Here is a 15,185-nt window from a genome sequence, read left to right as displayed (position 1 = left end):
TATTTCCGTTATCCCGCCTTGCCGATTTCGCCCGAGCCTGCCTTGTGAACACGCATCATTCATCAAGTGTTATTTGTATTTATTTAAAATAGCTCTTCATGTACTCTATACACTTACCACACGCTACAACAGCGCATCTCCCGTCGTCGCATCGTCGCCGCTGACGATGCCAAACCGAGGCAGAATCATGACCGTTATCGTTCGACTCCGCGGTGGACTTGGCAATCAGATGTTCCAGTACGCGGCAGGCATTGCTCAGGCGGAACGCTCGGGCCGGCGCCTCATGGTCGACAGCAGCCGCATGTTTACCGAGAAAATCCGCAGCTATTCGCTCGGCGCATTCAATGCACCCCAGGCCAACCTGGGCAAGCTGTTGTGCTGTCTGATGGAGGCGGCAGTGATACTGGACCGGAAACGCAAGCGCAATGGCAAGCCCCCGTTGCTCGGTCGCTGGCTATTTACCGAAAACGGGCACGATATCAATCCGGATTTCTTTGCCGACGCACGCGGCAGCGTCTACATCCTCGATGGTTTTTTTCAGAGCGAACGCTATTTCGACGATCACGCCCCCGCCGTGCGCAAGGCGTTGCGCTTCCCCGCCACGGACAACGCGATCATGCGCGACTGGGAGCAAAAAATCGGCGCGTGCGAAGCCGTGGCCATCCACATAAGGCGCGGCGACTATGTGCAACCGGCGAACGCCGCCGCCTCGCTCCAGGCGCTCGGACTGGACTACTACGCACGAGCGGTAGCGGAAATCCGCACGCGCGTTTCCGCCCCGCATTTTTTCGTTTTCTCGGACGACCTGGACTGGGCCAGACAAAACGTGAACATTCCGGGTGCGCCAGTCAGTTTCATCGACGGCTGGGACAAGCTCGACTTTCACGACATGCAGCTGATGAGCCAGTGCCGACACGCCATTATCGCCAACAGCAGCTACAGCTGGTGGAGCGCATGGCTGAACGCGGCCCCGGACAAAGTCGTCGTCGCCCCGCAGTGCTGGTTCAGCGGCGGACAGTACGAATCGGCCGACATCATCCCGGCCGCCTGGCTGCGCTGCTAGGAGCCGGCTTGCCGGCATGTCTGCGGCCCACTATCATGGCCGACAGGATCCCCTACTTCTAGACAGGGCACTGCATGCATTTTTTCCGTTCGTTTCACGACATTCCCGAACTGGCAGCACTCCCGGAACAGGAACGCGAGCAAGCCTGGCGCAAGGTTCAGGGCCACAATCTGATCATGTGGCAGACATGGCTAAGTCTGGTCCTTGCCTGCCTGCTGGCCGGCATCGGCGAGTATCTGGGCGAGCGCCTCGGCGCCCCCGGGCCTGGGCTGGCGGTCGGCGCCGCCATCGGCGGCTTCGTCTTCTGGCAATCCGGCTTCCATATCGCGCGATATCAATACCTGGCCTCGCTCGCTCGCGCAGCCAGAATGGCGAAAAAAAACCGCAAGCGTTAAACCGTTGACACGTTCAACTGGCGGACCGCCCGCGCGGACGAAACCATAAGACAGACTGCATGACGGGCGTTTCCGTCGGCAGCAGCGGATTTGCCAGTTCGATCACGCGGCGGTTCTCGAGGCGCGCCGCCTTCAGCTGCGCCCCGAATGTCTTCTGGAACAAAGCCTCGAAACTGCCATCTGCCAGGGTCCGCAACAGGCCTCGCCGTACCGTCGCCGCCAGCGCGACATTGCCACGATTCACAAAAAAATAGAACGCCGTCGGGTAATGCATGACGATATACCTGTCGATGACCATTCCCTCTGCCGCATGGAGCCGCGCCTCCTGCCCGATCTCGATCAGGGAGCGGGGAAACAGTTCAAAGCGGCCAGCCACCAGCATCTTGAACAGGGTTTCATACTGTGCGCTAGCCTGCACATTCAACTGATTTTGACGCAGAATGGCCGTATCGGGCCAATCCTGCTCCTGGCCCAAGCTGAAGCGGCGCAGATCGGCCAGTCCGGTCACCGCCGCCAGCCGTGTTTCGGTCGCCGGCATCAGCAGCAGAATCCGCCATCCGAGCAAACCTCGATCGAGAGGTATCCGTATCGGCAGCAGGCGTTGCTCACGCTCGATCGAAGTCATGGACCACGCGATATTGACCTCCCCATCCGCTCTCCCGAGTTCGGTCAGAGCGCGGTTCTGCATCAGCAGCAACGACGAAGGCCGCATTCGGCATTGCGGGCAACTCCGTTCCAGCGCCAGCCGCAGCAACTGCTCGGGATAGAGCGAACGCGGGTCGCTGGAGGACTCGGGGCGCGGATACACAATATCGAAAGCCGGCGCCGCACTGGAGACCCTCGCAGCGAACAGCGCCAGCACGGACAGAAGTAAAAACCGGATCAGCCACATCGCATTTCTCCGTGCATACAAAAAGTATGGACACTGTGCCTTCGGCCCCACGATAACATGGGACATGTGACAATTTCCGGAGCGGGCCACGCTATACTGCCGGCAGTCTCTTCGCTCGGGGCATGAGGAAATCATGGAAACGCTGGACTGCGTCGTCGTTGGAGCCGGTGTCATAGGGTTGGCCTGCGCGCGTTTGCTCTCCCGCTCCGGACGCGAGGTCGTGATAGTCGAACGGGAGTCTGCCTTTGGCTGCGGCATCAGTGCGCGCAATAGCGAAGTCATCCATGCCGGACTCTACTATCCCGCAGGCTCGTTCAAGTCCCGTCTTTGCATCAGCGGGCGCCCGCAGTTATACCGATTTTGCCAGGAGCATGCCGTCGCACACGCGCGACCGGGCAAACTCGTCGTCGCTTGCGACGACGCGCAGGCGCAACAGCTGGGCGACATTCACCGCAATGCACAAGCTTGCGGCGTCAATGACCTTCGCCGGATCGGCCCGGACGAACTGGCGGAACTGGAGCCCGCACTGCACGCCCGGGCCGCCTTGCTGTCGCCGTCGACCGGCATCGTCGACAGCCATGGCCTGATGGCGGCATTACTGCACGACGCCGAGCGCCACGGCGCCATGCTTGCCGTACAGAGCCCGCTTGTCGCGGGCCGGATCGACACGGCGGGGCGCATCGTGCTGACCGTCGGCGAAGAGAGCGGGACGATGGATGTCGCGTGCCGGACACTGATCAATGCCGCCGGACTCTCCGCACCGCGCCTGGCGGCGGCCATCGCGGCGTACCCGCGCCAGGCACTGCCGCAGGCACGCATGGCAAAAGGCAGTTATTTCAGCTTGCGCGGCAAGCCGCCGTTCAGCCACCTGATCTACCCGATTCCGGTACCGGGCGGGCTCGGCACCCACCTGACCCTGGATCTGGCCGGTCAGGCCCGCTTCGGCCCCAATGTCCGCTGGATACAGGAAGAGGACTACCGGGTTGACCCGGCCGAAGCGGATGCCTTCTACGCCGCCATCCGCACATACTGGCCGGGCTTGCCCGACGGCGCACTGGACCCGGCCTATGCAGGCATCCGTCCCAAGATCAGCGGCCCGGGCGAAGCCGCAGCCGATTTTCTCATCGATGGGCCGCAGCGACACGGCATCCCCGGCCTCGTCAATCTGTTTGGCATGGAATCGCCGGGACTCACCGCCTCCCTCGCGATCGCCGACCATGTACTGACCCTGCTATAAGCAGTAACGAAACCGATTTCATTCCTAACTGGAACTTTATTTGTAAAATTTATTCATTTTATCTATCGCCGTGCAGGAACTAAAGTCAGGTCATCCAGCCCCCAGAGAGGACAACCATGAATACCCAGTCCAGCCAAGCAAGCGCTAACGTTTATTCTCCGACTCTGAACGGAAGCGGCCTTCCCGGCCTCGACTACGATATTGATCCGGCATGGCAACAACGTCTGGGCAGCGCATTGATCCGCTTTCTGGTCCGCAGCCTGCAAATCAGCGGTCAGCACCCTGTTCAGTGGTAAACCGCGACGGTAAACGATGGGCGCTGCGGCGCCCATTTGCATTGCCGCGCTAAAACGCAGCGCGAGAGCCGCAGATTCTCTAAAATAGAGGGCTTACCGCCGTCCTATCAGAGAACCGTACATGCAAGACATGCCAGAAATCCGCCCCGGTCAGTCGATCGAACTGCTCAAGGAGCTGCACATCCTTACGCGGGACGGAAAAATGAACCAGGACAGCCGTCGCAAGCTGAAACAGGTTTACCACCTCTACCAATTTATAGAACCCCTGCTGCGCGAACTCGATCAGGACGGACAGACCTTGCGCCTGGTCGATCACGGGGCAGGCAAATCCTACCTGGGGTTCATCCTCTACGACCTCTTCTTCAAAAACCGAAGCCGCGACGGACATATCTTTGGCATAGAAACGCGGGACGAACTGGTCGAGCGCTCGCGCGCACTGGCAGAGCGCCTGGGCTTCCCCGGCATGTCCTTTCTCAATCTCAGTGTCGCCGACTCCATCGTGTCGGACCAGCTGCCCGCACGCATCGATGTCGTGACCGCCCTGCACGCCTGCGATACCGCCACCGACGACGCGATTCGCTTTGCGTTGCAAAAGGACGCGCGTTTCATCGTACTCGTGCCCTGCTGCCAGGCTGAGGTTGCGGCAGTGTTGCGCAAGAACAAGAGCAAAATTCTGGCCAAGAACGTACTGACCGAATTATGGCGTCATCCCATGCATACGAGGGAATTCGGCAGCCAGCTCACCAATGTCCTGCGCTGTCTTCAGCTCGAAGCGCATGGCTATCAGGTCAGCGTGACCGAGCTGGTCGGCTGGGAACACTCGATGAAGAACGAACTGATCATCGCCACGCGCAAGGGGCAGGCCCGTCGCCAACCCACACAGCGCTTGCAAGAATTGCTGAGCGAACTCGGTCTGGAAGAAATGGGCGAACGCTTCTTCGCCCCGCAAGCAGGAAGCTGAGTTCCAGCTCCGGTCCGCTCCCCGCGGACCGTTCTGTTTCTTTAACACAGAGACCATCTTGGGCTCGCTCATTAGTACCAATGCAGCGAACCTGCCGTATCTGCAATTGCCGCTCCTCCCCACCCCGACCGAAAATCAGATCGACCACTGACTCTCTTGCCATCGGAGGGGCGTTCGATTATGAAAAACAGGTACTGCTTTCTCGATGGGATCCGTGGCCTCGCCGCCCTCTTCGTTCTCACGCGTCACACCGGCCATTACTGGAACGTCTCCCTGTTCCGCAGCTACCTCGCTGTCGATCTTTTCTTCATCCTCAGTGGGTTCGTGATTGCCTGTGCCTATGATGCAAAAATCGCCAACGGCACACTGTCGGCACTCGAATTCATGAAAATTCGGCTCGCGCGCCTCTACCCGGCATTCATCCTGTCGCTGCTACTGAGTGGCGCATGCGAAATCGGAAAAGTCATCTACCCCGGGCACGGGCTGTCTAATGCGACGTGCCTGCAGCTCCTTGCCGCGATCATGCTGGCAGCACTCTTTCTGCCGTCCAGAGTCGGTGACAGCACAAGCCTGTATTCGATGAATGGGGCCTACTGGTCCCTGTTTTACGAGCTGGTCATCAACGGCGTCTATGCCCGCTTCCGCCGCCGACTCGACAACAGTCGCCTGGCCTGGATTGCGATTGCAGCGGCAGGCCTGCTCAGCGCCGAAATTTTCCTGGAGGGCGCGGGTGGCGGCGGGTCGACATGGGGGATGTCCAGCTTCGGCACGGGTATCACGCGTTCGGCGTTCGGAATCTTTGCCGGCATCTATCTGTTCCATAACAAAGAACGTCTGCAGCACTACCTGCCGTCAGCCCTTCCCGCCTGGGCCACCCTGCTTGCCGTGGCGCTGATACTGTCGACCCCTTCTTTCGGGCGCTATGATGAAATCACCGATGTGCTCATCATTATCTTCATATTCCCGATACTGGTACTGATTGCGGCAAGAGGACAGGAAACGCGCTGGAGCCCGCTCCTGATTGCTCTCGGCGAAATCAGCTACCCTCTCTACCTGTTTCACATTCCGTTCGGTCAGATATTCTATTTTGTCTTCAAAAACCGGGTGCCGGCGTACGCGCCACTCAGCGGTCTGCTGCTGCTGGCGGTGCTCGTCCCAAGCGCGTTGGCCATTGCCCGTCACTATGAGCCGCGGATGCGAAAAGCAATGTTAAGCCGCTTCTCGACTCCATGGACGATGACTATCATTGGACAAAAAGAACCTTAGCAGAGAGTTGACGCAGCAACGGTTTCGAAAGCTGTCGACACACGCCACTCCAAGCTCGCATCGAGCTCTGGAACGGGATGATATCTATCGGCGGATTCAGCTTGATTAGAACGGAAGCTCTCATGACAGCAGCCAACATAGCAATTGAAAACGACAGGCGAGTGCTTCCTTTCGATTTCTTGCGCGGCATCGCCATCATCGGAGTTATCGCGATTCATGCCGTATCGCGATTCCCGACAATGTCCTCCACCTTGAATAGAGTGGTCAATCTGGGGCACTTTGGTGTACAGCTTTTTTTCATGGTCAGTGCCATGACGATGTGCCATATGTGGGATATCAGAGAAGGTGAGAATTTCCGCACGCTCAAATTCTACATTCGCAGGATGATGCGCATTGCACCGATGTTCTGGCTCGCGATTCCCGTATACCTGCTCATCAACGGAACCGAGCCTGGCTACTGGGCCCCGCAAGGGATAAGTGCCAGGCAGATCGTTCTGACTGCGACGTTCATGCACGGGTTCTGGCCAGACAGCTTCAATGCAGTCGTGCCGGGAGGATGGAGCATTGCCGTCGAGATGACATTCTATCTGGTTTTCCCGTTCATCATCTCGAGAACCAGGAACCAATACGGCTTTCTATGGCTGGCGGCCGGGGCCTATTTCCTGAACGCGCTTGCGATTGCACCGGCAACAACCCTTTTTTTTAATGACCACTATCACGTCGCGGGCAGTATTCTGATAGCAAATTTTCTTTATTATAATTTCTTCAACCAGCTTCCGATATTTTTTCTTGGGATGGCAATTTATCACAAAGGGTTGCACGGAGAAAAAATTATAATTGCATGGATTTTAACAAGCCTCCTATTGGCTTACACAAAAACAATAAGCCATCAATCATTTTATTTTGTACTTGCGATAATTACAATGTATTATTCGAGTGCATTTGCAATAAAAAAATCATTGCACAACGCAGCAATCAATGAGCTAGGCAGAAATTCCTATGTGATATACCTATCTCACTTTATTATAATGAATATTATTGGCCACGCGCTGAGGTTGCTACCGCGACTCGACAATGTCGCCTTTGTCTTTGCCATCGTTTCGACAACCGCGCTCGGCTATCTCGTTTCCAGGCTGGCAGCCATTACGATAGACAGCGGAAGCCATGCCTTGACCAGGAAATGGATAAACGCACTGGGCTGACAAGGTGGCCCGCCCGGATGGCCCGTCAGTCACAATCCCAGCCGCTCCGCCCCCCTCATTCGTCTGCAATAAAATAGGCACGTGTATGCGCATGCACGTCGGTGCGGGTCCGCAGCTGCATGGACGACATCCACTCGAGCGCACAATGCTGCTTCTCGCCCGCCCGCACGGGAATGGCCTCGCGCGACACCGTCACGCGGTACGGCAGCACCACATAGTGCGTGCCTATCGTCACATCGGCGAAGCTGTCTGGATAAAAATGCTCGGACACCCCCATCGCCGTTGCACCTGAGCGGGACAATTCGAGTCCCAACTCGGCCCGGGCGATACGTGCGAAGGCGGCATCCAGCGCTTCGTCCTTGTAAACGCGCCCGCCAGGAACGAACCAGAAGCCCGCTGCCGGCCGGTTGCGCCGCAAACCGAGCAGATAGTGTCCGTTCCCGTCTCCGACCAACAGATCGATTGCCACCAAAGGCGCATCGCGTACGACACGCCTGAAATCGTCAACGTCGAGCATCAGTCTTTACGTCCGAGCAACTGGCGCAGAGCATGAAACAAGAACAGGGTATTGGTCACAAGATAACGCCTCCACAAGCGCCGCGGTTCGGAGCACAACCGATGGAGCCACTCCAGACCGTGGCGTTGCATCCAGAGCGGCGCACGGCGCACGCTGCCGGCGTGGTAGTCGAAAGCCGCCCCCACGCCGATCATCACGGCATTGATACGGCCACGGTGCTCGTCCATCCACAGCTCCTGCTTCGGGCAGCCGAGGCCGACGAACAGGGCATTCGCTCCGCTGGCATTGATGCGCTCGATGACCTCCTGATCTTCCACCGGACTCAGGGGACGGAACGGCGGCGAATACCAACCGGCGATCGCAAGGCGCGGAAAATGACGGCGCAGCACGGCAACCAGGGCCTGCAGCGTGTCCCCGCTCGCACCATAGAGATACAGGCTATGCCCCTCGGCTTCGGCCCGTTGGCAATAGCGCCACATCAGATCGGGTCCGTTTATGCGCTGCTGGGCGGAAAAGCCCTGCCAGCGCAGCATCCAGGCGACCGGCATGCCGTCCGGCGTGGCCATGTCGGCTCGCGCCAGGGCCGCCGAGAAGGCGGGATCGCGGCGCGCGGTCACCACCGAATGCGCATTACAGATGAATACGCTGCGCGATTCATGTTGCGCCCCCCAGTGCAACAGTTTCGTCAAGGCCTCGTCCCAATCGAGCGCATCGATGGACGCCCCGATTACGCGACCCCGTCTACGCGCGGGCAGCGGCATGATCGTCGATAGCATGTCGGTAAATCTCCATAAGCATCTGATAGTTCGTCTCGGCCGTGTAATGGCGCTCGTACTCGGCGCGAGCCGCGCGCCCCATCTCCGCCATCCGTTCGGGATGCGCGTCGGCCCAGGCCATTTTGGCCGCCAGATCGTCGCTGTTGCCGGGCTCGAACAACAGGCCGGTTCGCTCATGTCCGACAATATCGATCAGCGATCCCAGCCGGCTGGCAATGACCGGCAGGCCGCAGGCGAACGCTTCGACAATCGTGCGCGGAAAGCTCTCGTAGCAGATGCTGGGCACGACCAGATAGCTCGCACGGCGCATGCCGTGCAAGATACTATCCAGATCGCGGTAGCCGAGAAAACCGGCGCCGAAAACCTGGCGCGCGAGATCGGCGCCATCGCCGGCGCCGATTACCTGCACGTTCAGGCCGGGCGCGCGCTCCATGGCGCCGACCAGAACCTGCAGTCCCTTCTCTTGCGATAGTCGACCGACGAACAGGCCGCCGCGACGCGCGCCCTCCCCCGGGAGTTCGGCGATATCGGCGAAGTTGGGCTTGATCGAAAACTTGTCGGCAGGCAGTCCCCCGGCGATGAATTTATCGCGGCAAAACGCGTTGAGGGCGATATAGCGATCGACATGCCCGCGCCAGGTTCCGAGTGCACGATGCAGCACCAACATGCCGCCCAGCGCCGCGCTCTGGGCCAGGGAAGCACGGTAACAACGCCGCGCCACTCCGCGCCACGGCAACTTTCCCAGGCAATCCTCGCAGATGTGCCCATCGCGCAGGAAGATGGCTTGCGGGCACAACAGCCTGAAATTATGCAAGGTCTGCACGACCGGCAAGCGGCGCCGGCCCGCCGCCCAGTACACCGAGGGCGAGATCAGGGGGAAGGTATTATGGACATGCACGATGTCAGGGGCGAACTCGCAGCAACTCGCATCAAAGTCGCGCCGGGTCGTGCCGGACCATAGCGTTTGCCGCAGCAAGGAAAGCCGCCCGATCGCAGCGATATCATCGTTATGCCGGGTAAGGAGAGCGACCTCGTGTCCAAAACGGCGCAGCATCGCCGCTTCGGAGGCCACGACCGCATCCTCGCCCCCGGCCTGCTGATACGCATTGTGAACCAGTAATACCCGTACCGGGCTCATCGACTCTCCAGGGCGAACGTCACGGCATCGGCAATGCCCTTCGCGGCATTATCGTAATGGTAGCTGGCGACCAGTTCGCGACTGCGCGCCGACTGCGCCGCGTACAAAGCCGGGTCGCTCAACAGGGCGCAAGCGGCATCGGTCCAGCGTTCGAGGTCACGCTCGAGGATATAGCCATTCTCACCGTCGCGGACCAGCTCGCCCGCGACACCGGCGCTGGCCATGGTCAGTACCGGCAAGCCCGCGGCACAGGCTTCATTGGCGACGACGCCCCACGGATCGTAGAGCGTGGGGAACAGCATGATTCTCGCCGCGGCATAATACCCGGGCAGCTCGGCCTGAGTTGCAAATCCGGCGAACTCGCACTCGACGTCCTCGCTGACACGCGCGGCCTGGGAGCGCAGGCGACTCTCCAGTTCGCCCGAGCCGACAAACAGCAGGGATGTCTTGCGCCCGAGACGATGGCTTGCGCTCTGCGCGACATCGATGGCAAAGCCGGGAAGCTTGACCGGAGCAAAGCGGCCGCAAAAGATGAAGTCGAATCGACGGGCCGATTTCGGCACCCCGGGGTAGACGGCATTATCCGTGCACAAGTGGGACTGAAACAGCGCGCTGGCACGGGCACCATAAGCACGGTATAGATCGAGCGAGCCGAGGCTCGCACCGACGAACGCTGCGCTGTGGCGATACACATGCTTGCGGACCAGGCGATGCCAGAACCCCAGCGTACGTTCGGACACCACCGTCCCATCTGTCATCGGTATATGCAGCACACCATGGAAACGCGCATAGGCATAGGCCAGGAGATGCGTCGGATTGAAACCGGTGGTGATGACAACGTCGGGCGAAAAGCGCTTCAACTCGCCCCATATATCAGGGTTGATGTGGATATAGCGGCCGCGCCAGGTCAGTATCCGTTCGCGCATGAAGGTATGCCGATAACGTCCTCGCCCCATGTTCCAGTCGCGGTTGGGCTCGCGCGCGCTGCAGTAGAAAATGCAGATTTCCAACTCGCGATACTGGGCCAAACGCTCGAATACCGGGATCCGGTATGGAGCGGGAATATTGGTGATCAACGCCACCCGGCGTCGGCCCCCTTGCGGCACCTGGCTGGTGACCGGCTTTCCCTCGCCAAGCTCTGTCGCCTGATTCATCGTTAGCATCTCAGAAACGCACGACGACGGGTTCAAAACCCAGCATAAGACTGCTGCCGGCGGGCAGTTGCCCCCCCTCGCGCCCGAACAGATAGGCGGAGCGGGCGGTGGCCGGAATCTTGAACTGCGCCCTCTCTGCATGCGGATCGGTCCAGTACACCGCCATTTTCCCCGCCGCCGAATGCAGGCGGCACGTCCAGTAGCGATCGCCGCTCTCCTTGGCGCAACCGTCGATGGTCTGCCCCTCCAGTAATTTCACCACTTGCCCGAATACGCGTTTCTCGCCGTCGCGTGAAAACGCATCGGGCTTTTCCATCCCGAAGACCCCATCGTCCCAGGCATACCAATAGACCCGGTCCACGCCGAAGGCCGCATTGGTCAGATAGGTTCGCAATATCAAGGCCGCGCCGATATTCGCCGGGTCGCCGCTGCTGTGCCCCGACAATACAGCCTGGCTGCGGGCGCGGTTCTGGTACTGATCGAAGGGGATGCCGACCTCTGTGTTGTAGATGCGGCTGGCCTTCAGACCATAGTGGTCGAGCGCAGCGCGCAGCCTTGCGATGACCGGCACCATCCGCTCGGGCCAATCGCCAAAATACAAGTGGAAGCTCAGATTGTCGAAATAGCGCCCCCCACCCGCCTTCATGAACAGATCGGCCTTGCGCACCCAGTCTCCCGTGCTGTGAAAGGATGGCGACAGGACACAGGCCTTTGGATCGATGGCCTTGACCTGCTCGTAGACGACCTTTTGCAAGTCGACCAGCTGCGCGATCGTTCCGGAATAGAACATCGGATTGCCCCCGCCGACCTTGTACAGCAGGGCGGGCTCCGATGGGAAACTGACTTCATTCCAGCTCTCGTAGCACTCGATGCGTCCCTTGTAACGGCTGACGACGGTGGCGACATAATTTTTCCAGTCCTCGATATCGGCCGGCGGCGCAGCGCAGCCCTGGCCATAGGCGCAGGATTCGTTCTTGCGCAGGGAGGCCCATTGCGGCGTACTGCCGAGCGTCAGCGTGACCTTCAGATCGTTCTTGCCGGCAATGCGCACAAACTCGTCGAGGCGCGAGAAATCGAAACGCCCTTTCTCGGGTTCGACATCACGCCACGATGTGCCGGTGTCCCACAGCCGGATCGAACCGAAACCGACATTGAAAGCGGCGGCGGACGAAAACAGCTCGTGCCCGTGAAAACCGAAAAACCGCTTATCCAGCGGTGCGCCGCCCCAGGACTTCCCGGCGAGCAGGATGATGCAACACAGCAGCTTCAAAAAACGCATGGCTTCATTTCTCCCGCGCGCCGACGCCCGGCTTCTCCGCTTTCACCATGGCGACAGCAAGGAAGACGCACATCAACGGCCAGGTCTTGGTCGAGAACAAGGAAATCTGAATGGTAAAGCTCTGCAGAAAAGCCAGTAGCATCGCCAGCCCCAATACCCGGCGGCACCAGCCGGGGGTGTCCGAACGGCGGCAGGCGCGGGCCACCATCCACCACAGGGCAAGGTAGGCGATCTGTCCCATGACCCCCTGCGTGGTCAGCATGTGCAACCATTCGTTATGTGCGTTGTGCGCCTCGGCCGAGAATACATTTCGGGCATAGATTAACGAATCGGCAAACATTCCCTTGCCAAACATCCACTGCAGCGGGGTGTACTTCATCAAGCCCTGGTAAAACATGACCGACCAGATATGATCGCGCCCCTGAGTAAAACTGTTGAGGTTGCTGGCATCGAACGACAGCAGGCGGGTAGGATCGTACAGGGTGGCCGCAACCCCGCCGATGAAGGTCAGCAACAGGAGGATGCGGACAATCGACATCACGCTCAAGCCGCTGCGCGTCAGCAGAAACAACGTCAGCACCGAGAACGTCAGATAGTTCATGCGCGAATTCGAAAGCACGATCTGGATGGAAGCCAGGCCGAAGCAGAACATGACCAGCGGTGTAAGCTTGAACTTGTCCATCATCGCCACGAACAAGGCGGAAAACGTCAGTGCATAGGCCAGATCGGTCTTGAAGTAGTAAAAGCCCTTGAAGGTATGCACTGTTCCCCAGTACACCCAGCCATAGCTGAACGGCAGCAGCATCGCATTGCCAATGATCGTGCCCACGCTGCTCCAACCAAGGACGTAGATCAGATTCTCGTCCGCCGCGGCACTGATCAGCAGAAACAGAATGAAAGGACTGATGATTTTGAACATCCCGTCCCATGAACCGCCATAGATGACGGACATGATCAGCAGGAAGCTGAAATAAGCCAGCGAGAACAGCGCAACCTGCAGCCAGTTGCGTCCGTCGAAATGCATCGCCCCCCCCGCCAGCTTCTTGCCGGTAAAGGCGATGGCGGCCGTGCCGAACAACAGCACCATATACAGATAACGGATGGAACCGACTTCGTAAAACGCATCCGCTGCCGGCTTGAGGAACAGGACGATATAGAAAAACCAGTCGCTGAACTTGATCGAACTGATGTTTTGCACCCGGATTTCAGTAGTCAAGCGGATATCCTCCTGTCAGCGATCATGCGTCTGACAACGGCGAAAAGGTAGATCGCGACCACCATCTGGCCTGCGACCAGCCCGGACATCACTCCCGCCTTGTGGTAGGGGCCGGCCAGGACCATCATCAGCGGCAGGCTGACACCCGCTCCCAGTAGCGACCCGACGAAAGTCGACTTGTAATTTTCAAGCGCCATGAGTACCCCGGTGGCAATGCTGCACACCCCGCCAAACAGAAAAAATACCGCCCATATCAGGATCTCCTGCTGGATATTTCCATACTTCCCACCCATTGCATGCTGCAGCAGAAAGGGATAGGCCAGCAAAAAGACAGCGGTATAGGCCACGACCAGCACCGCAATCGCCAACACCGCCAATGCCGATGCCCGTACCAGCGGGTCCCATTGCTTTCCGGCGACCCAGCGACTGGCGCGCGGCCTGAAGATATTGGCCCAGGCCAGAAAAATCATGCCGAGCGGCGCCATGAACAGACGGGCGGCCACCACTTCGGCCGTGGCGTCGACACCGACCAGGCGGGCACAGAGCAGCACATAACCGTTACCGAAGACCCACAATACCACCCCGGCCGGCAAAGCCCATTTTCCCAGCCGCGCCGCCTTGCGCAGGACCACGCCGATGGCGGGACGCGTGCGCGACAAGCCGGCCAGACGGAAAAACGGCAGTGCCGTCGCCAGAGCAATCGCACCGCCAAGCAGCAGAACCCAGCGCGCATCGACCCGATGCCAGAAGCACAGCGCCGCCAGTCCCAGCGCGAGCAGCAGCGCATAACTGCCGTCGAGCAGCAGGCAGGCGAAGGGGCGCATCTCGATATAGATCTGATTGCGGATGAAATCGCGCAACCACGAGGTAAAGATGGTCAGCCCCGCCGCTGCCGCCACCCACGCCACACCGACCTGGCTGCCGTTATTGAGCAGCGAAGGGAACAGAAACAGACCGATCATCGTGCCGATCACCATCGTCGCACTGAGTATCGATTGCCAGAACAAGAAACCGCTGGCCAGCTCTTTCTTGCGATGAGGCCTCGCCTTGGGCAAGACGCTGAGCGCCGGCGAGTTGATCAGCGAACTTTGCACCGATGTCGTCAGGTACATCAACGCGATCACCTGCGAATACAAGGCATAGTCCGGTTTGCTGGAAAAGCGGATGAACACCATGCCGATGAGCAAATTCAAACCGCTCAGCACCGCTTGATCCAGCATCGACCAGTACGCGCCGAGTGCGAGCTGGCCTGTCAGCAACTTACTGAAATTACGCATAGTGCTCCGGCGGCTCAGAGCGCTTGCTGTGCCTGAAAATCGGCATAAGCGCGCGCCAGTCCGTCCTCGAACGCCACCTGCGCCCGCCAGCCCTGCGCCGCGAGCAGGCTTACGTCGAGCAGCTTCTTCGGCGTGCCGTCCGGCTTGCTCGCGTCGAAGACCAGCTCGCCGTCGAAGCCCACCACCCGGCACACCGTCTCCGCCAGCTCGCGGATGCTCATGTCGTGACCGACGCCGATATTCACCAGCGGCGGCGTGCGATCGTTCAGCAGAGCCCCGTACTCGGGCTCGGGCAGCAGCGCCAGATGCACGCACGCCGCCGCCATGTCCTCGCTGTACAGAAACTCGCGCAGCGGCCGTCCGCTGCCCCACACCACCATCTGCGCGTCGCCGCGGACCTTGGCCTCGTGCGCCTTGCGGATCAGCGCCGGGATCACATGGCTGTTCTCCGGGTGGTAGTTGTCGCCCGGACCGTACAGATTGGTCGGCATCACCGCCAGGTAGCGCGTGCCGTAC

At 59.6% G+C, this 15,185-nt stretch carries 16 protein-coding genes; 7 read left to right on the top strand and 9 right to left on the bottom strand.

The window, feature by feature from the left end; genetic code table 11:
* Positions 1-187: 187 nt before the first annotated feature.
* Both G520_RS0111170 and G520_RS22495 read left to right on the top strand, forming a co-directional pair.
* On the top strand, positions 188-1,063 hold the full coding sequence (locus tag G520_RS0111170; protein ID WP_036666101.1) for an alpha-1,2-fucosyltransferase: 876 nt from the start codon (positions 188-190) through the stop codon (positions 1,061-1,063).
* A gap of 74 nt (positions 1,064-1,137) precedes the next feature.
* Positions 1,138-1,458, top strand: a complete 321-nt coding sequence (locus G520_RS22495) for a hypothetical protein (protein WP_051229335.1) — start codon at positions 1,138-1,140, stop codon at positions 1,456-1,458.
* 13 nt (positions 1,459-1,471) lie between these two features.
* Here the strand turns inward: G520_RS22495 and G520_RS0111160 are convergent, their stop codons facing one another.
* A complete protein-coding gene (locus tag G520_RS0111160) occupies positions 1,472-2,350 on the bottom strand; it encodes a type 2 periplasmic-binding domain-containing protein (RefSeq protein ID WP_036666098.1) in 879 nt (292 codons plus the stop codon).
* A 133-nt stretch (positions 2,351-2,483) separates the two neighbouring features.
* On the opposite strand from G520_RS0111160, the gene G520_RS0111155 reads away from it, so the two are divergent.
* The 5 genes from G520_RS0111155 (at position 2,484) to G520_RS22485 (ending at position 7,312) form a co-directional block, all read left to right on the top strand.
* Positions 2,484-3,587: an NAD(P)/FAD-dependent oxidoreductase gene (locus G520_RS0111155; protein WP_028535736.1), complete on the top strand. Its 1,104-nt coding sequence runs from the start codon at positions 2,484-2,486 to the stop codon at positions 3,585-3,587.
* Positions 3,588-3,703: 116 nt separating this feature from the next.
* Positions 3,704-3,883: a hypothetical protein gene (locus tag G520_RS0111150; RefSeq protein WP_028535735.1), complete on the top strand. Its 180-nt coding sequence runs from the start codon at positions 3,704-3,706 to the stop codon at positions 3,881-3,883.
* A 121-nt stretch (positions 3,884-4,004) separates the two neighbouring features.
* Complete coding sequence (locus tag G520_RS0111145; protein WP_028535734.1) at positions 4,005-4,844, top strand: class I SAM-dependent methyltransferase; 840 nt, start codon at positions 4,005-4,007, stop codon at positions 4,842-4,844.
* Between the two features lie 180 nt (positions 4,845-5,024).
* On the top strand, positions 5,025-6,110 hold the full coding sequence (locus G520_RS23985; RefSeq protein WP_028535733.1) for an acyltransferase family protein: 1,086 nt from the start codon (positions 5,025-5,027) through the stop codon (positions 6,108-6,110).
* A gap of 122 nt (positions 6,111-6,232) precedes the next feature.
* Positions 6,233-7,312, top strand: a complete 1,080-nt coding sequence (locus G520_RS22485; RefSeq protein WP_169449832.1) for an acyltransferase family protein — start codon at positions 6,233-6,235, stop codon at positions 7,310-7,312.
* A gap of 55 nt (positions 7,313-7,367) precedes the next feature.
* Here the strand turns inward: G520_RS22485 and G520_RS0111130 are convergent, their stop codons facing one another.
* From G520_RS0111130 to G520_RS22480, 8 genes are all read right to left on the bottom strand, one after another.
* A complete protein-coding gene (locus tag G520_RS0111130) occupies positions 7,368-7,829 on the bottom strand; it encodes a GDP-mannose mannosyl hydrolase (RefSeq protein ID WP_036666094.1) in 462 nt (153 codons plus the stop codon).
* On the bottom strand, positions 7,829-8,605 hold the full coding sequence (locus G520_RS0111125) for a WecB/TagA/CpsF family glycosyltransferase (RefSeq protein ID WP_211222814.1): 777 nt from the start codon (positions 8,603-8,605) through the stop codon (positions 7,829-7,831). The genes G520_RS0111130 and G520_RS0111125 overlap by 1 nt, the downstream gene beginning before the upstream one ends.
* Complete coding sequence (locus G520_RS0111120) at positions 8,571-9,743, bottom strand: glycosyltransferase family 4 protein (RefSeq protein ID WP_028535730.1); 1,173 nt, start codon at positions 9,741-9,743, stop codon at positions 8,571-8,573. Before G520_RS0111120 ends, G520_RS0111125 begins: the two co-directional genes overlap by 35 nt.
* Entirely contained in the window at positions 9,740-10,897 is a 1,158-nt protein-coding gene (locus G520_RS0111115; RefSeq protein ID WP_028535729.1) for a glycosyltransferase family 4 protein, read from the bottom strand. Before G520_RS0111115 ends, G520_RS0111120 begins: the two co-directional genes overlap by 4 nt.
* Before the next feature lie 10 nt (positions 10,898-10,907).
* Entirely contained in the window at positions 10,908-12,176 is a 1,269-nt protein-coding gene (locus G520_RS0111110) for a beta-galactosidase (protein WP_028535728.1), read from the bottom strand.
* A gap of 4 nt (positions 12,177-12,180) precedes the next feature.
* Complete coding sequence (locus G520_RS0111105; RefSeq protein ID WP_156876925.1) at positions 12,181-13,392, bottom strand: O-antigen ligase family protein; 1,212 nt, start codon at positions 13,390-13,392, stop codon at positions 12,181-12,183.
* A complete protein-coding gene (locus tag G520_RS0111100) occupies positions 13,389-14,669 on the bottom strand; it encodes a lipopolysaccharide biosynthesis protein (protein ID WP_028535726.1) in 1,281 nt (426 codons plus the stop codon). Before G520_RS0111100 ends, G520_RS0111105 begins: the two co-directional genes overlap by 4 nt.
* A gap of 14 nt (positions 14,670-14,683) precedes the next feature.
* Positions 14,684-15,185, bottom strand: a 502-nt coding sequence (locus G520_RS22480; protein ID WP_036666091.1) for an NAD-dependent epimerase/dehydratase family protein, incomplete at its 5' end; no start/stop codon positions are given.

This window comes from Paludibacterium yongneupense DSM 18731 (assembly GCF_000422925.1).
Classification (GTDB): Bacteria; Pseudomonadota; Gammaproteobacteria; order Burkholderiales; family Chromobacteriaceae; genus Paludibacterium; species Paludibacterium yongneupense.
The sequence above is the reverse complement of the archived record's forward strand: the minus strand, read 5'-3'. Positions and strand labels throughout refer to the sequence as shown.